Genomic DNA, 17,212 nt, shown 5'->3' with positions numbered 1-17,212 from the left:
CCCCCGGCGCGCGACCGCCCCGAGCGCCGCCCTGATCCACCGTTGTCGGTGTCACCTGCCACAATTGCCGCGCAACCCCAGTGGAGAAGGCGGTACGGGATCGTGACGACACCCCTCGTAGGGTCCATCGAAGGCAGGATCGCCGAGGAACTCGGCGTACGGGAGCGGCAGGTCAAGGCCGCCGTCGACTTGCTCGACGGCGGCTCGACCGTGCCCTTCATCGCCCGCTACCGCAAGGAAGCGACCGAGATGCTCGACGATGCGCAGCTGCGCACGCTCGAGGAGCGGCTGCGCTATCTGCGGGAGCTGGAGGAGCGGCGCGCCGCGATCCTCGACTCGGTGCGCGAGCAGGACAAGCTCACCGCCGAGGTGGAGGCGCAGATCAGGGGCGCCGAGACGAAGGCCCGCCTGGAGGACATCTACCTCCCGTTCAAGCCGAAGCGGCGCACCAAGGCGCAGATCGCCCGCGAAGCGGGTCTCGAACCGCTGGCCGACGGCCTGCTCGGCGACCCGTCCGTCGATCCGCTCGCCGCCGCCGCGGCGTTCGTCGACGCGGACAAGGGCGTCGCCGACCCGCAGGCCGCGCTGGACGGCGCCCGGTCGATCCTCACCGAGCGGTTCTCGGAGGACGCCGACCTGATCGGCGAGCTGCGCGAGCGCATGTGGGTGCGCGGCCGGCTGGCCGCCAAGGTCCGTGAGGGCAAGGAGGAGTCGGGCGCCAAGTTCGCCGACTACTTCGACTTCGCCGAACCCTTCAAGGACCTGCCCTCGCACCGCGTCCTCGCGATGCTGCGCGGCGAGAAGGAGGACGTCCTCGACCTCGTACTGGAGCCCGAGGAGCCGACCGAGGGCCCTTCGTCGTACGAGGGAACCGTCGCCCACCGCTTCGGCATCGTCGACCGAGGCAGGCCCGGTGACAAGTGGCTGAAGGACACCGCCCGTTGGGCCTGGCGCACCCGCATCCTCGTGCACCTCGGCATCGACGTGCGGCTGCGGCTGCGCACGGCTGCCGAGGACGAGGCGGTGAACGTCTTCGCGGCGAACCTGCGGGACCTGCTGCTCGCCGCTCCGGCGGGCACGCGCGCGACGCTGGGCCTCGACCCCGGTTTCCGTACGGGCGTGAAGGTCGCCGTCGTGGACGCGACCGGCAAGGTCGTCGCCACCGACGTCATCCACCCGCACGTCCCGGCCAACCGCTGGGACGAGGCCGTCGCCAAGCTCGCGCGCCTCGCCAAGGAGCACGCGGTCGACCTGGTCGCGATCGGCAACGGCACGGCCTCCCGCGAGACCGACAAGCTCGCCGGGGAGCTGATCACCAAGCACCCCGAGCTGAACCTCACGAAGGTGATGGTGTCCGAGGCGGGGGCGTCGGTGTACTCCGCGTCCGCGTTCGCCTCGCAGGAGCTGCCCGACATGGACGTGTCGCTGCGCGGTGCCGTCTCCATCGCGCGCCGCCTCCAGGACCCGCTGGCCGAACTGGTGAAGATCGACCCCAAGTCGATCGGTGTCGGGCAGTACCAGCACGACCTGTCCGAGGTGAAGCTCTCCCGCTCGCTGGACGCGGTGGTCGAGGACTGTGTGAACGGCGTGGGGGTGGACGTGAACACCGCCTCCGCCCCGCTGCTGGCCCGCGTCTCCGGCATCACCTCGGGCCTCGCGGAGAACATCGTGACGCACCGCGACGCGAACGGACCCTTCACCTCGCGTACGGCCCTCAAGAGCGTGGCCCGGCTGGGCCCGAAGGCGTACGAGCAGTGCGCCGGCTTCCTGCGCATCCGGGGCGGCGACGACCCGCTGGACGCCTCCAGCGTGCACCCCGAGGCGTACCCCGTGGTGCGGCGGATGGTGAAGACGGCCGGCGGTGAGGTCGGTTCGCTGGTCGGCAACACGGGCGTGCTGCGCTCGCTGAAGCCCGCCGACTTCGTCGACGAGAAGTTCGGCCTGCCGACCGTGACGGACATCCTCAGGGAGCTGGAGAAGCCGGGGCGCGACCCGCGACCCGCCTTCAAGACGGCCACCTTCAAGGACGGCGTCGAGAAGATCTCCGACCTGGCCCCCGGGATGATCCTGGAGGGCGTCGTGACGAACGTGGCCGCGTTCGGCGCCTTCGTGGACGTCGGCGTCCACCAGGACGGACTCGTGCACGTCTCCGCGATGTCCAGGACGTTCGTCAAGGACCCGCGTGACGTGGTGAAGCCCGGTGACATCGTCAAGGTGAAGGTCCAGGACGTCGACATCCCGCGCAAGCGGATCTCGCTGACGCTGCGGCTGGACGACGAGGCGGCGGCACCGGCTCCCGCCGAGGGCGGCGGCCGTCCGCAGCGGGGCGGACGGCCGCCCCAGCAGCGCGGGCAGCGGCAGGGCGGCCAGCGACAGGGCGGGGGCGGTCGCGGAAGCGGCGGCACCGGCGGGGGCTCGCGACAGGCTCCGCCGCCCGCCAACAGCGCGATGGCTGACGCCCTGCGGCGCGCGGGCCTGACCGACCCCAAGGGCGGCCGGGGCTGACACCGGGTCCTGGGCATCCGTGCCCGGCGCCGGCGGGGGTGAACGCCCTCGGTGAGACGGACGGAGGGGCGGCAGCCGTGATCGGCTGCCGCCCCTCCGGCGTGTGGTCGCGGCGCCCTCGACGCCCCCTGCCCCGGCGCGGCGGTGTGCCGTCCCGGCTCAGCGCTCGGTCACCTTGCCGTCCGCCACCTCCAGGCGGCGGGTCGTACGGACCGCGTCCAGCATCCGGCGGTCGTGGGTGACCAGCAGGAGCGTGCCCTCGTACGAGTCCATCGCCGACTCCAGCTGCTCGATGGCCGGCAGGTCGAGGTGGTTGGTCGGTTCGTCCAGGACCAGCAGGTTGACGCCCCGGCCCTGGAGCAGGGCGAGGGCGGAGCGGGTGCGCTCGCCCGGGGAGAGGGTGGCCGCCGGGCGCGTGACGTGGTCCGCCTTCAGCCCGAACTTGGCCAGCAGGGTGCGGACTTCGGCCGGTTCGGTGTCCGGCACGGCCGCGCCGAACGCGTCCATCAGCGACTCGGGGCCGTGGAAGAGCTTGCGGGCCTGGTCGACCTCACCGACGACCACACCGGGGCCGAGGGTGGCGTGGCCCGCGTCGAGCGGCACCCGGCCGAGCAGGGCGCCCAGCAGGGTCGACTTGCCCGCGCCGTTGGCACCGGTCACGGCGACGCGGTCCGCCCAGTCGATCTGGAGCGTCGCCGGACCGAAGGTGAAGTCACCGCGCTGCACCTCGGCGTCCCGCAGGGTGGCCACGACCGCGCCCGACCGCGGTGCCGCCGCGATCTCCATGCGCAGTTCCCACTCCTTGCGCGGCTCCTCGACGACGTCGAGACGCTCGATCATGCGCTGGGTCTGCCGGGCCTTGGACGCCTGCTTCTCGCTGGCCTCGCTGCGGAACTTGCGGCCGAGCTTGTCGTTGTCGTTGCCCGCCTTGCGCCGCGCGTTCTTGACGCCCTTGTCCATCCAGCCGCGCTGCATCTGAGCCCGGCCTTCGAGCGCCGAACGCTTGTCGGCGTACTCCTCGAAGTCCTCGCGGGCGTGCCGGCGCGCGGTGTCGCGTTCCTCCAGGTACGCCTCGTAGCCGCCGCCGTACAGCGTGATCTGCTGCTGTACGAGGTCGAGTTCGAGGACCTTGGTGACGGTGCGGGTGAGGAACTCGCGGTCGTGGCTGACGACGACGGTGCCCGCGCGCAGTCCGGAGACGAAGCGTTCGAGGCGCTCCAGGCCGTCCAGGTCGAGGTCGTTCGTCGGCTCGTCGAGCAGGAAGACGTCGTAGCGGGACAGGAGCAGGGAGGCGAGCCCGGCGCGGGCCGCCTGGCCGCCGGACAGGGAGGTCATCGGCTGGTCGAGGCCGACACCGAGGCCGAGGGAGTCGGCGACCTCCGCGGCGCGTTCGTCGAGGTCGGCACCGCCGAGGTCGAGCCAGCGCTCCAGGCTGTTCGCGTAGGCGTCGTCCGCGCCGGGCGCTCCGTCGACGAGGGCCTGCGTCGCCTCGTCCATCACGCGCTGGGCCTCGTCCACGCCCGTGCGGCGCGCGAGGAAGTCCCGGACGGTCTCGCCCTCCCGGCGTTCCGGCTCCTGCGGCAGGTGTCCGACGGTCGCGGTCGGCGGGGAGAGCTTCAGTTCGCCCTCCTCCGGGGTGAGGAGGCCGGCGAGCAGGCGCAGCAGCGTGGACTTGCCCGCGCCGTTGGCGCCGACGAGCCCGATCACGTCACCGGGAGCGACGACGAGGTCGAGTCCGGCGAAGAGGGCGCGGTCGCCGTGTCCGGCGGTGAGGTTCTTGGCGACGAGGGTGGCAGTCATCAGGGACCCGATTTTAACGGCCTGCCGCCGCACTCCGCGCCGCCGATCCGGACGGGCCTCCGCCCCCTCGCCGCGGAGCCCCGGCGGACCGGCTTTTCCGCGGATCTCAGGGCCCCCGCACTACCTCGCTGGCGTCACCGGCGCCTCTGGCCGACCAGACCGGGCCGGTCGGCTTCGCGGACCGGGCCGACGGCTTGGTCAAGCGCTGTCGGGTCGGGCCGCTCGGCGGAGCGGCGTCGGGTCGGGCCGCTCGGCGGAGCAGCGGCGGGCCAGGCAGCTCGGCGAAGCTTGGTCGGGCCGGGCCGCGCGGCAGAGCTTGGTCCGGCCGGGCGTTTTCCCGGACCAGGGCGGCTTGGTCGGGCCGGGCGGCTCGGCGGAGCTTGGTCGGGTGGGGCCGGGGTGCCGGCGTCGGCCCGCTTCGCCGGTTTCTCGTTCCGGGGTCAGCCGGCTCCTGGCGGCCTCGGCCTTCCTTGTTCCCGGCGTCACCGCGCTCGCGGTCCGGGGGTCAGCGGGCCATCGCCTCCACCAGTACGCTCCCCGACGTCCGGGCCACGACGAACGACGCGCCCCTCACCGCCCGGGCCTCCAGCGGGATCCGGTGCCGCCCGGTTTCCAGGACCCCGTCGAAGACGTCGTGCGCGTGGCCGCGGGCGAGGCGGTCGAGCCGATACGCGGTCAGCCGGACCCGGCAGGTCGAGGTGACCTCGATCCCGGCCTCGCCGTCGGCGGCCACCAGGCGGGTGAGGCGGCGCAGCTCCAGGGGACCGCGGTCCAGCGCGTGCTCGACCTGGGCGACCAGCAGCGGGACGATGGGCGCGAGCCCCTCGACGTGCGGGACCTCGATGTCCGCGGCGTCGAAGGCCTCCCGTACGGCGGCCCGTTCCGCCGCGCCCACGGACGGTCCGTACACCACCGCTCCGTAGACGCGCAGTTCGTCGGCCGGGACCCCGGTGGTGTCGCGCGCGATGTCGGCGCCGATGCCGATGGCGCGCAGCGCCGCGGCGAGTTTGGCGAGCAGGGCGACCCGGGGGCCGATCAGGAGGATGCGGGGTCGGGGGCCCGCGTCGCCGTCGAGCAGGGAGTTCAGGGCGGCGCGGTACTCGGTGCCGTGGAAACGGAACGGCCCTATCCCGTGGTAGCCGTTGAGCTCCAGGTCGGGCCGCTCCCCCGTCTGCCAGGCGAAGTCGCGCCAGACGTAGTCGTCGTCCTCCCTCTCGATCCGCGCGGTGACGGCACCGCACTCGATGCCCTCGCACTCGGGGCAGCCGTAGATGACGTGACGGCCGTCGGTGAGCGGGGCGTCGGCCTCCAGCAGAAGGCCGCGCACCTGTGCGGTGAAGATGGCGGGCGGGACGTCGGAGGCGAGCGGGGACACCGCGTCGAGGTCGGAGAGCTGGAACAGCAGCGGGCGTCCGTCGACGACGAAGTCGACGAAGTCCCGGTGCACTTGGAAGTCACCGTTGGCGAGGACTTCACCGGCACGCATCGCCGGTGCCAGGCCGAAGGTCGCGTACTCGGCAGACATGCTGTGAGTATTCCCGCACGGGGACCGGTCCGAGCACGGCATGGCTCATTCCGTTAGCGTCGCCGCATGGAGCAGCCCGGGAACGACGATGTGATCGTGGTCGGCAGCGGGGTCGTCGGTCTGACGACGGCCGTGGTGCTGGCCGAGGCCGGACGGCGGGTCCGGGTGTGGACGCGGGAGCCCGCCGAGCGGACCACCTCGGCGGTTGCCGGAGCGCTGTGGTGGCCGTACCGCATCGAACCGAAGGCCCGCGCCCGCGCGTGGGCGCTCACCTCCCTCGCCGTGTACGAGGAGTTGGCGGCCCGGCCCGCCCGGACGGGCGTACGCGTGGTCGAGGGGGTGATGGGCGAGACGCGGCTGGACGAACTCGGTGACTGGGCGGCCCGGGTGCCGGGGCTGCGCACGGCGACGGCGGACGAGTACCCGGGGACGGCGCTGTGGGCGCGACTCCCGCTGATCGACATGCCCGTACATCTCCGTCTGCTCCAGGACCGGCTCCTCGAGGCCGGTGGCACGATCGAGGAGCGGGCGGTGACGGACCTGTCCGAGGTGCCGGCGGCGGCCGTCGTCAACTGCACGGGGCTCGGGGCCCGTTCGCTCGTCCCGGATCCCGCCGTACGGCCCGTGCGCGGGCAGCTCGTCATCGTGGAGAACCCGGGGATACGCGACTGGCTCGTCGCCACGGACCCGGCGGCCGGAACCACGACGTACGTCTTCCCGCAACCGGACCGGCTCGTCCTCGGCGGCACCACCGACGAGGACGACTGGTCGCGGGACCCCGACCCGGACGTGGCGGCGGCGATCGTCGAGCGGTGCGCGGCGCTGCGGCCCGAGATCTCCGGGGCACGGGTGCTCGACCACCGGGTGGGCCTGCGTCCGGTACGGGAGACGGTCCGACTGGAGCGTGAAGTCCTGGCCGACGGGAGGGTGTTGGTGCACAACTACGGTCACGGGGGCGCCGGGGTCACCGTGGCGTGGGGCTGCGCGCGGGAGGCGGCCGGGCTCGTGAGCGCGGCGGCCTCCCGCTGAGAGCGGTCCTTCAGGGGCTGCGGGTCAGCGTCCCTCTCCCGGGACGCGCAGGGCGGCGCCCGGATCGCGTACGCCGTCGAGGACGGACGCGGCGGGAGCCGGGGCGGAACCCGCCGTCGCCCGCGCGAAGGCCGCCGCGCCGCCGACGAGCGGGACGCGCGCGGACGTACGGGCCAGGTCGAGGGTCAGGGTCGGTGTGCTGGACGGCGGGTCGATGAGGTCCTTGTCGGTGCCCGCGACGATCAGCGCGAGGCGGTGGCCCTTCGGCACGACGTGGTCGGTCGCCGCGAGGTCGAGGGTGATCGTGTAGGCCTTGCCGGGCGTGAGCGGGACGCCGTGGCCCGAGGTGCGGTGGCCGAGGTCGGCCCAGCCACGGCTCAGGACGGTGAAGTCGACGTCCGCCGTGACCGCCTTGGTCCCCAGGTAGCAGGAGCTGTCGCCCGCGGTGCTCGCGCCCCAGCAGGTGCGGTCGGTGAGCGTGGTGACGCCCTCGCCGGAGCCCGCGTAGTCGCGGATGGTGTCCGGGCCGAGGTCGACCAGGACCGCGGAGAGATGGGCCGTCGACGTGGTGGGGGTGGCGGTGACGGTGACCCGGGAGGAGCCGGAGAGCCGCAGGTCCCGGGTGAGCGGCCCGGTGGTGAAGCCCGCCTTCTCCGGGGTCGGCCGGTCGATGTGCGCGGCCCAGTCGGTCTCGCTCAGCGCCCGGTCGTCGGTGAAGGTCTCCGTTCCCGAGCCTCTGCGGAGTGCGAGGGTGCCGACGCCGGCCCGGGTGCCCGTGCCCGGGCGCAGGGTGGTCGCCGCGGTGGTGCGGGGCGGCCAGAGCGTCGAGGTGGTCCACTGGTCGGGGTGGCGTTCGATGTCGGCCATCGGCTCGTCGTCGATGCCGTTGTCGTAGCCGAGGAGTTCATGGTCGAACCAGCGGTGGAGGGTGTCGACGAAGGCGGCGCGGCGGACGTCGAAGGGGTCGACGTGACCGGTCTGGGAGAGCCAGATCTTGCGCTCGACACCGTGCCGGGCGAGGGCGTCCCACCACTGGCCGAAGTTCTTGGTGCGGACGTTGAGGTCCTGCATGCCGTGGACGAGGAAGACGCTGGCGCGCACCTTCGAGGCGTCCTTGACGTAGTCGCGCTCGGTCCACAGCGGTGTCCAGTCGCCGGTGCGCGGAGCCCCGTCCACCAACTTCTGCTGTACCGCGGCGCACTTGGCGCGGGCGTCGGGGCTGTCGACGTAGCCGGAGAGCCAGTCGGGGCCGGAGTCGTAGAGCGGGGCGCCCTGGGCGAAGTAGTAGTCGTACCAGGAGGAGATGGCGCTGATCGGCACGATGGTCTTCAGACCCCTGACGCCGGTGGCGGCGACGCCGTTGGCGACGGTGCCGTCCCAGCTCTTGCCGATCATGCCCGTACTGCCGTCGGTCCAGCCCGCCTTGGCGGTGACGGCGCCGGTGCGGGTGGTGTAGGCCCTGGCCCGGCCGTTCAGCCAGTCCACGACCGCCTTGGCCGACCGCACGTCGGAGCGGCCGCCCACGTCGACGCAGCCGTCGGAGCGGTTGGTGCCGGCGAGGTCGACACCGACGAAGGCGTAGCCGCGCGGCACGAAGTAGTTGTCGTAGAACAGCGGCATCTGGACGACGTGGCCGTTCGCGTCGTACGTCTTCAACTGACTCTCGTTGCCGCGCCCGCAGCACGAGTAGTAGGGGCTGGCGTCCATGATGACGGGAACCTTGCGGCCCTGCCGGGCGGGTTCGCGGGGGCGGACGATGTCGACGGCGACCCGGTCGGGCTGTCCGTCGCTGTCGCCGTCGAGCCCGGTGTCGACCCAGACGGACTCCCGGATCGCGTTCTCGTACGAGTAGACCGGGGTGCTCTCGCGCGGGGCGCCGTGTGCGGCGGTGGGGGCGAGGAACGCGGCCATCAGGGCGGCCACGGCGGCCGTCGCGAGCGATCTCCAGGTCGTGAAGCGCATGCGGCGCACGGGTATCGGCATGCGCGGAAGGTACCCCGGTCAACTCCCTTGCAAAAGAGGGGAGATGAGCGACGGGTGGGGTGGAGCGTCACATGTCGGCCGAATGGCGATCGTGTGACAGGGGTGGCCGTGGACATGACCGGGGCCACAGGGACTCAATAGGCTCCGGACAGACTTCATGCCCCCACGACTTGGAGCCCCACGTGCACCGCAGACTCATCGCCCCGGGCGCCCTGGCCGCCTCCCTGCTGCTGGCGATCCCGGCATCGGCGGCAAGCTACACACCCGGAGCACCGGGCATCGGCGACCCCTACTACCCGGCCTACGGCAACGGCGGATACGACGTCTCCCACTACGATCTGCGGCTCACCTACCAGCCGCGCACGGATGAACTGGAGGGCACGGCGACCCTGCTGGCGACCACCACGCAGGACCTGTCCCGGTTCGATCTGGACTTCCTGCTCGACGTGAGCGAGGTCCGGGTCAACGGCGCGAAGGCGTCGTTCTCGACGTCGGGCGAGCACGAGCTGGAGATCACCCCGGCGAAGCCGCTCGCCAAGGGGACGCCGATCACGGTCGTGGTCCGGTACAGCGGAGTGCCGTCCACGAAGTCCGCGTACGGCTTCTCGACCTGGCACCGCACGCCGGACGGCGCCATCGCGGCGGACGAGCCCGAGTCGGCGTGGTGGTGGTACCCGAGCAACGACCATCCGCTCGACAAGGCCACGTACGACGTGTCCGTGGCGGTCCCGGACGGCACCCAGGCGATCTCCAACGGCACACTCCAGTCGTCGAGTTCACGGCTCGGCTGGACCCGCTACAACTGGCGGTCGAACAAGCCGCAGGCCACGTACCTGACGACGCTCGCGGTCGGGAAGTTCGACATCACGACCGGCACGTCCGACGGCGGCGTCCCGGTCGTCAACGCCTACAGCAGGGACCTCGGCGACAACGACGGCGCGGCGCGCGCCAGTGTCGAGCGGACCGGTGAGCTGGTCGACTGGCTGAGCGGCTACTTCGGGCCGTATCCGTTCAGCTCCGCGGGCGGGTACGTCCCCAACACCACGACCGGGTACGCGCTGGAGACGCAGACGCGGGTCTACTACAGCCCCCGGCAGTTCGCGAACGGCTCCAACACCTCCGTGGTGGTGCACGAGTTGGCGCACCAGTGGTACGGCGACGACGTGTCGCTGAAGGGCTGGAAGGACATCTGGATCAACGAGGGCTTCGCGCGGTACGCGCAGTGGCTCTGGTCGGAGCACGAGGGCGAGGGCACGACGCAGGAACTCGCGGACTACACCTACGCCTCCCACCCGGCGGACGACGCGTTCTGGACGGTCGCGCCGGGCGACCCCGGGGCGGAGAACCAGTTCGACACGGCGGTCTACGACCGGGGCGCGCTGGCGGTGCAGGCGCTGCGCAACGAGGTCGGGGACGACGCCTTCTTCGCCGTCCTGAAGGGGTGGCCGAAGGAGCACGCGTACGGGAACGCGTCGGTCGACGACTTCCGGACGTTCGCCGAGCGGGTGTCCGGGCGGTCGCTCGCCGCGCTCTTCGACACCTGGCTGTTCCAGCCGTCGAAGCCAGGGGCCCCGGCGGCGCGGGGTGCGGGTCTGGTCAAGTCCGCGGAGACGGCGGCCCGAGGTTCGGTGCCACGTCCCAAGTCCTGGAAGAAGATCGCGGCGACCGACTCGGTCCACTCCGGTACGGCCCACGCGCGCTGAGGGGTCCGCTCGACAGGTCGCCGACGGGCCGAGGCGCCCCCGCGGGTCGAGGAGACCACGGCTGGGGCGCCCGCACCGCCCGACGTGCGAGCCGGTGTCCGACCCGCGTTCGCCTTCAGGGCTCCGCCCGGTCACGCCGGGGCCGCTGTCTCCAACTCGGCCGTCCGGGAAACCAGTTCAGCACGGCTGACAGCCTCGGCGCGGGTCGAGGGCACGGTGCAGGCGTGGGCGCCGGCCACCGCGCCGTACAGGGCGCAGCGCCGGAGCGGCTCCCCGGCCAGCCGCCCGAAGAGGAATCCGGCGGCGAACGCGTCCCCGGCGCCGTTGGAGTCGACGACGGGCGCCGGGGGCGGTACCGCGGGGACGTGGATCAGATCGTCCCCGGCCAGCAGGTACGCGCCCTCGGCGCCCGCCGTGGCGACGACCACCTCGGCCCGGCCCCGCTCCCTGACGCGCCGCATGGTCCGCTCGGGATCGGCGAGCGCGGTGGTGGAGACGAACACTATGTCGGCGGCGTACGCGAACGGCTCGTGGTACGGGTTCTCGCCGTCCCAGTTGTGCAGGTCGGTCGACAGGGTCACCCCGGCTTCCCGCAGGGCCGGCAGGGCGTGCGCGCAGGGGTGGGTGATGGACACGTGGGCGTGCCGGCTCGCCGCGGCCAGCTCCCGCACCGTCCGCTCGGGGAACCGGTCGGCGTCCCGGGAGCGGGTGTCGTCGTACAGGGACAGCCGCCGCCCGTCGGGGCCGACGAGGTTGACCGCACGCTTGGTGCCGGCGGGCTGGGGCACCGCCGTGAGCGGGATGCCCCGGTCGCGGTGCAGGGCCCGGACGAGGTCGCCCTCCGGGTCGTCGCCGAGCATGTCGAGGTGGTGCGTGCGCAGACCCAGCTCGTGCAGCCCGAGGGCGACGAAGTCCCCGGTCTGTCCGGCCCGTGTCTCGATCCCCGGGCGGATCATGTGGCTGTCGGCGTACGGAAGGGGCAGCTCGGGCACGTGCACGATGGTGTCCACGCCCGCGCCGCCGAGGACGAGGACGTCGATGTCGCGGCTCATGACTCTCCCTGTCGGATGCGACCAGCGAGTCAAGCAGGCTCCGACGATCACTGCAAGGAGTTGCGCAATGTTCCGCAAATCCTTGCGGTGGTGCGGCGCTTGACGGCCGCGTCACGCCCGCGCGGCCGTCGGCCGGTCCCCGTGGTCGTACACCGTCACCGCCGGCCCACGGCTCACCAGACGCGCCTCGACGAGCGGTTCCACCCGGTCCCATCTGCCGCCGGCCGGCCCGCAGCCGATGCGGGGCATGCGCACGGACGCCCCGAGCCCGACCGCCTTGTCCGTCGGCAGCCCGCGCGCGGTGTCGATGGCCTCGTAGCGCACGGGGACACCCTTGCTGCCGGTGCGTATGCCCCGCCGGCCGATCAGGTTCGCCACCCACAGGTCCCGTCCGACCTGCACGAACTGGGCGGCGCCCAGGCCGAAGTCGTTGCCCGCGCGGGCGCGGTGCCAGGCGCGGTACGCGGCCTCCGGCTCCGGCCGGCGGCGGGAGAGGGCCGGCACGAAGCCCTTTCCCCAGCCCCCCAGGTCGTTGCAGACATGGGCGATGACCTTGACGCCCTTGACCGACGGAACGGTGGCGTCACCCCGGACATAGCTGATCCCCGACATGACGCCACCGTGGAGGCGACCACGGACAGTGGCCCCGGCCCGTCGCCCGTGCGCTACTTCGTGAGTCCGCTCAGTTCCTCGTCCTGGGTCTTGGTGACCCGGCGGCGGACGCCGAACCAGCCGGCGACGAGCAGCACGGCGATCAGGGGGACGAGGAGGAGGGTCTTGCGGCCGACCTCGGGGTCGTTCCACATCAGGCCGAGGACGGCCAGCAGGAAGGCGATGGTGACGATCTCCGTCACCGGGCTGCCGCGCAGGCGGAACGAGGGACGGGTCACCAGGCCCTCCTTGGCGCGGCGGACGAACACCAGGTGGCAGATCATGATGATCACCCAGGTGCTGATGATGCCGAGCGACGCCACGTTCAGGACGATCTCGAAGGCCTGGCTCGGCATGAGGTAGTTCAGGACGACACCGAGCACGCACACCGCGCAGGTGAGCAGGATGCCGCCGTACGGCACCTGGCTGCGGTTCATCCTCGCGGTGAACCGGGGCGCCGAGCCCGCCATGGCCATGGAGCGCAGGATACGGCCGGTGGAATAGAGGCCGGAGTTCAGCGACGACATGGCCGCCGTGAGGACGACGAGGTTCATGACGTCACCGGCCGCCGGCACGCCGATCTTCGACAGGACGGTGACGAACGGGCTCTGGTCGGCCGTGTAGACCGAGCCGGGCAGCAGGAGGGCCAGCAGGACGACCGAACCGACGTAGAACACGCCGACGCGCCACATGATCGAGTTCACCGCGCGCGGGACGACCTTCTCGGGCTCCTCGGTCTCACCGGCGGCGACTCCGACCAGTTCCAGCGCGGCGTACGCGAAGATCACGCCCTGCATCACGAGGACGACCGGCATCATGCCGTGCGGCAGGAGACCGCCGTGGTCGGTGACCAGGCCCGGACCGGGTGTGTGGCCGCCGACCTCGTGCTGCGTGGCCAGCAGGAAGATGCCGATCAGCATGAAGCCGACGAGGGTGGCGACCTTGATGATCGCGAACCAGAACTCCATCTCGCCGAAGATCTTCACCGAGATCAGGTTCACGGCCAGCACCACCGCGAGGGCGATCAGCGCCAGCACCCACTGCGGGATGTCGGTGAAGAAGCTCCAGTAGTGGGTGTAGAGCGCGATCGCGGTGATGTCGGCGATCCCGGTCGTCGACCAGTTGAGGAAGTACATCCACCCGGCGACGTACGCGCCCTTCTCGCCGAGGAACTCGCGGGCGTACGAGACGAAGGACCCGGAGGAGGGCCGGTAGAGGACGAGCTCACCGAGGGCGCGGACCACGAAGAAGGCGAAGGCGCCGCAGACGAGGTAGGCGACGGCGAGCGCGGGGCCGGCGTCGTGGAGACGGCCGCCGGCGCCGAGGAAGAGCCCCGTGCCGATCGCGCCGCCGATGGCGATCATGTTGACGTGGCGGGCCTTGAGGCCCTTGCTGTAACCGGCGTCGCCCGCGTCGGCGGGCGACTGGGTCGCACCGGTGCGGGAGGCGGCCCCGGCCGTGTCTACGGCGTCCTTGCTCACGGGTGGATCTACCTTCTGGTGCGCCCCGCCACACGGGGGTGCGCGGGTGTCCGGATGTGCCGGGTCCGCGCTGTCTCCGACGATGCGCGGACCAAGGCGCCGCCTGCCCAGGAGGATCACCTCCCATGCGGTGGCACGCGTCACACCAGGGAACTTCTCACCCGGTGATCACAGGACACACGGTTTGTGACGGGTGTGTGGGGCCCGCACCGGGCCGCCGTCACGTCACCCGGCCGACCCCGGCAGGTCACGCCGCCCGGGCGGGTGCCCGGCGCCCCGCGCACTGCGTCGTCCCGCGCGGTGCCCGCTGCGCCCCGGTCCTGGGCAACCGCTTTCACAACACTGGTGGGACAGCAATACTGTTGCACCGCGCGGTCACCGGTTCACCGGAACGCGGTACGACGCGAGAGGCGAGGACCTGCCATGACGACGGACACCGGGGAGCCGACGCTCACGGTCGACGAGCTGGCCGCACGGGCGGGTGTCACGGTCCGCACGGTCCGCTTCTACAGCGCCCGGGGCCTGTTGCCGCCGCCGGTGATCGGACCTCGCCGTGTCGGCCACTACAGCCAGGAGCACCTGGCGCGGCTCGCCCTCATCGAGGAGTTGCAGCACCGGGGCATGACGCTGGCCGCGATCGAACGTCATCTCACGCAGTTGCCGCCCGGCCTGAGTGCGCACGATCTCGCCATCCACCGTGCCGTGGTGGCCTCCTGGGCGCCCGACGCGACGGAGGAGGTGACCCGTGCGGAGCTGGAGCGGCGGGCCGGGCGTCCCCTCGACGACGAGGACCTGGAACGGCTCGCCGCGATGGGGGTGGTCGAACGGGCCGGCGACTCCGTGCGGCTGGACCCCGGGCTGCTGCGGCTCGGGGTGGAACTCCTCGACGTGCCCCTCGCGCACGAGACGATCCTCGCCGCCCGGACCGTGCTGCTGGAACACTCGCGGGCGGCGGCCAACGCGTTGTCCACCCTGCTGCGGGAAGCGGTGGGCGACCGCGAGTCCGTGGCGGCCGTGAAGTCGCTGTCGGCCCATATGCAGCCGCTCGTGGTGCAGGCACTGCTCACGACGTTCCAGCGGTCGCTGAAGGAGGAACTGCGTGAGTGGCTCAAGGAGTCCTGACCGGGCTCCACGCGGAACTCACCGTCTCGTCGTCCCGACGGTGCAGGTCCCGACGGTGAGGGACGGGCCACCGGTTCGCCGGCCGGCGTCCGGCGCCCGTCCCGCGGAGCGCATCCACGTGCCACGGGGTGACGGGTCACCCCGTGGCACGTGCCGGGTCAGCTCGCGTCGGTGAAGCGCTCGCCCTTCTCCGCCTTCTCGACGAGCAGCGCGGGCGGGGTGAACCGGTCGCCGTAGCGCTCGGCCAACTGCCGGGCGCGGGCCACGAATCCGGCCGGTCCGGTGCCGGCGTCGCCCTCGTAGCCGTTGACGTACTGCAGGACGCCGCCGGTCCAGCCGGGGAAGCCGATGCCGAAGATGGACCCGATGTTGGCGTCGGCGACGGAGGTCAGGACGCCTTCCTCCAGGAGCCGGACGGTGTCCAGCGCCTCGGAGAAGAGCATGCGCTCCTTCATGTCCTCGAACGGGATCTCGTGGCCGGCCTGGGTGAAGTGCTCGCGCAGTCCCGGCCACAGCCGGCCGCGCCTGCCGTCCTCGCCGTACTCGTAGAAGCCGGCGCCGCCGCTGCGGCCGGGGCGGCCGAACTCGTCGACCATGCGGTCGATGACGGCCTCCGCCGGGTGGGTCTCCCAGGTGCCGCCCGCCTCCTCGACGGCCTGCTGCGACTCCTTGCGGATCTTGCGCGGCAGGGTGAGCGTCAGCTCGTCCATCAGGGAGAGGACCTTGGCCGGGTAGCCGGCCTGGGCGGCGGCCTGCTCGACGGAGGCGGGCTCGATGCCCTCGCCGACCATCGCGACACCCTCGTTGATGAACTGCCCGATGACGCGGGAGGTGAAGAAGCCGCGCGAGTCGTTGACGACGATCGGGGTCTTCTTGATCTGCCGTACGAGGTCGAAGGCACGGGCGAGCGCCTCGTCACCGGTACGTTCGCCCTTGATGATCTCGACCAGCGGCATCTTGTCGACGGGCGAGAAGAAGTGCAGCCCGATGAAGTCCTCCTGCCGCTCGACGCCCTCGGCGAGCGCGGTGATCGGCAGGGTGGAGGTGTTGGAGCAGAGGAGGGCGTCGGGTTCGACGACGCTCTGGATCTCCTGGAACACCTTGTGCTTGAGGGAGGTGTCCTCGAAGACGGCCTCGATGACGGCGTCGCAGCCCGCGAGGTCGTTCGGGTCCGCGGTGGGCGTGATGCGGGCGAGCAGGGCGTCGGCCTTCTCCTGCGTCGTCCGTCCCCGGGACACTGCCTTGGCGCACAGCTTCTCGGAGTACTCCCTGCCCTTGGCCGCGGCCTCCGCCGTCACGTCCTTGAGGACGACGTCGATGCCCGCACGGGCGCACGAGTAGGCGATGCCCGCGCCCATCATGCCCGCGCCGAGCACGGCGACCCGGCGGACCGGGCGCGGCTCGATGCCCTGGGGCCGGTTGGCGCCGGAGTTGACGGCCTGGAGGTCGAAGAAGAACGCCTGGATCATGTTCTTCGAGGTCTGGCCCGCGGCCAGCTCGACGAAGTAGCGGGCCTCGATGACCTGGGCCGTCTCGAAGTCGACCTGGGAGCCCTCGACGGCGGCCGCGAGGATGTTGCGCGGGGCCGGATAGGGCGCGCCGTTGGTCTGCTTGCGCAGGTTGGCCGGGAACGCGGGCAGGTTGGCCGCGAACTTCGGGTTGGCCGGGGTGCCGCCCGGGATGCGGTAGCCCGGCTTGTCGTAGGGCTGCTGGGACTCGGGGTTGGCGTCGATGAACGCGCGCGCCTTGGCGAGCATCTCCTCGGGGGTGGCGGCCACCTCGTGGACGAGGCCGTTCTCCTGGGCGCGCGTCGCGTTGTACTGCGTGCCCTGGAGGAGGACCTTCAGCAGGGCGTCGGCGATGCCCAGCAGCCGTACGGTGCGGACGACTCCGCCGCCTCCGGGGAGCAGGCCGAGGGTGACCTCGGGGCAGCCGATCTTGGTGCCGGAGGTGTCGAGGGCGACCCGGTGGTGGCAGGCGAGGGCGAGCTCGAAGCCGCCGCCCAGGGCGGCGCCGTTGATCGCGGCGACGACCGGCTTGCCCAGGGTCTCGATGCGGCGCAGGTCGCGCTTGATGGCGAGACCGCCGTCGAAGAGGTCCTGGGCGGTGTCGGGGGTGACCCGGATGAGGTCGCGCAGGTCGCCGCCCGCGAAGAAGGTCTTCTTGGCGGAGGTGAAGATCACGCCCCGGATCGAGTCCTTCTCGGCCTCCAGGCGGTCTGTGATCGCGGCGAGGGAGGCGCGGAACGCCTGGTTCATCGTGTTCGCGGACTGGTCGGGGTCGTCGAGGACGAGGGTGACGACGCCGGTCTCGTCCTGTTCCCAGCGGATGGTGGTGGGCTCAGTGCTCATCAGGGGATGC

At 72.1% G+C, this 17,212-nt stretch carries 11 protein-coding genes; 4 read left to right on the top strand and 7 right to left on the bottom strand.

Annotated features, from left to right (window positions below):
* The first annotated feature begins 102 nt into the window (after positions 1-102).
* A complete protein-coding gene (locus AB0C62_RS08565) occupies positions 103-2,505 on the top strand; it encodes a Tex family protein (protein ID WP_362970900.1) in 2,403 nt (800 codons plus the stop codon).
* Between the two features lie 159 nt (positions 2,506-2,664).
* On the opposite strand, the gene AB0C62_RS08560 is transcribed toward AB0C62_RS08565, so the two are convergent.
* Both AB0C62_RS08560 and AB0C62_RS08555 read right to left on the bottom strand, forming a co-directional pair.
* Positions 2,665-4,305 carry an ABC-F family ATP-binding cassette domain-containing protein gene (locus AB0C62_RS08560; protein WP_362970898.1) on the bottom strand — a complete coding sequence of 547 codons (1,641 nt, stop codon included), beginning with the start codon at positions 4,303-4,305 and terminating at the stop codon, positions 2,665-2,667.
* Positions 4,306-4,810: 505 nt separating this feature from the next.
* Positions 4,811-5,830, bottom strand: a complete 1,020-nt coding sequence (locus AB0C62_RS08555; protein ID WP_362970896.1) for an oxidoreductase — start codon at positions 5,828-5,830, stop codon at positions 4,811-4,813.
* 66 nt (positions 5,831-5,896) lie between these two features.
* On the opposite strand from AB0C62_RS08555, the gene AB0C62_RS08550 reads away from it, so the two are divergent.
* Entirely contained in the window at positions 5,897-6,859 is a 963-nt protein-coding gene (locus AB0C62_RS08550; RefSeq protein ID WP_362970894.1) for an FAD-dependent oxidoreductase, read from the top strand.
* 24 nt (positions 6,860-6,883) lie between these two features.
* Here the strand turns inward: AB0C62_RS08550 and AB0C62_RS08545 are convergent, their stop codons facing one another.
* Entirely contained in the window at positions 6,884-8,842 is a 1,959-nt protein-coding gene (locus tag AB0C62_RS08545; protein WP_362970892.1) for a Xaa-Pro dipeptidyl-peptidase, read from the bottom strand.
* Between the two features lie 182 nt (positions 8,843-9,024).
* On the opposite strand from AB0C62_RS08545, the gene AB0C62_RS08540 reads away from it, so the two are divergent.
* Entirely contained in the window at positions 9,025-10,545 is a 1,521-nt protein-coding gene (locus AB0C62_RS08540; protein ID WP_362970890.1) for a M1 family metallopeptidase, read from the top strand.
* Positions 10,546-10,676: 131 nt separating this feature from the next.
* Here the strand turns inward: AB0C62_RS08540 and AB0C62_RS08535 are convergent, their stop codons facing one another.
* The 3 genes from AB0C62_RS08535 to AB0C62_RS08525 form a co-directional block, all read right to left on the bottom strand.
* Positions 10,677-11,597 carry an adenosine kinase gene (locus AB0C62_RS08535; RefSeq protein ID WP_362970888.1) on the bottom strand — a complete coding sequence of 307 codons (921 nt, stop codon included), beginning with the start codon at positions 11,595-11,597 and terminating at the stop codon, positions 10,677-10,679.
* 111 nt (positions 11,598-11,708) lie between these two features.
* Entirely contained in the window at positions 11,709-12,209 is a 501-nt protein-coding gene (locus AB0C62_RS08530) for an Appr-1-p processing protein (protein ID WP_362970886.1), read from the bottom strand.
* 53 nt (positions 12,210-12,262) lie between these two features.
* Positions 12,263-13,729: an amino acid permease gene (locus AB0C62_RS08525; RefSeq protein WP_362970884.1), complete on the bottom strand. Its 1,467-nt coding sequence runs from the start codon at positions 13,727-13,729 to the stop codon at positions 12,263-12,265.
* A 423-nt stretch (positions 13,730-14,152) separates the two neighbouring features.
* On the opposite strand from AB0C62_RS08525, the gene AB0C62_RS08520 reads away from it, so the two are divergent.
* A complete protein-coding gene (locus AB0C62_RS08520) occupies positions 14,153-14,851 on the top strand; it encodes a MerR family transcriptional regulator (protein ID WP_362970882.1) in 699 nt (232 codons plus the stop codon).
* 158 nt (positions 14,852-15,009) lie between these two features.
* On the opposite strand, the gene AB0C62_RS08515 is transcribed toward AB0C62_RS08520, so the two are convergent.
* Positions 15,010-17,202: a 3-hydroxyacyl-CoA dehydrogenase NAD-binding domain-containing protein gene (locus AB0C62_RS08515; protein WP_362970880.1), complete on the bottom strand. Its 2,193-nt coding sequence runs from the start codon at positions 17,200-17,202 to the stop codon at positions 15,010-15,012.
* Between the last annotated feature and the right edge of the window lie 10 nt (positions 17,203-17,212).

The organism is Streptomyces sp. NPDC048643, from assembly GCF_040650615.1.
Taxonomy (GTDB): domain Bacteria; phylum Actinomycetota; class Actinomycetes; order Streptomycetales; family Streptomycetaceae; genus Streptomyces.
This window is presented reverse-complemented; position numbering and strand designations above follow the sequence as displayed.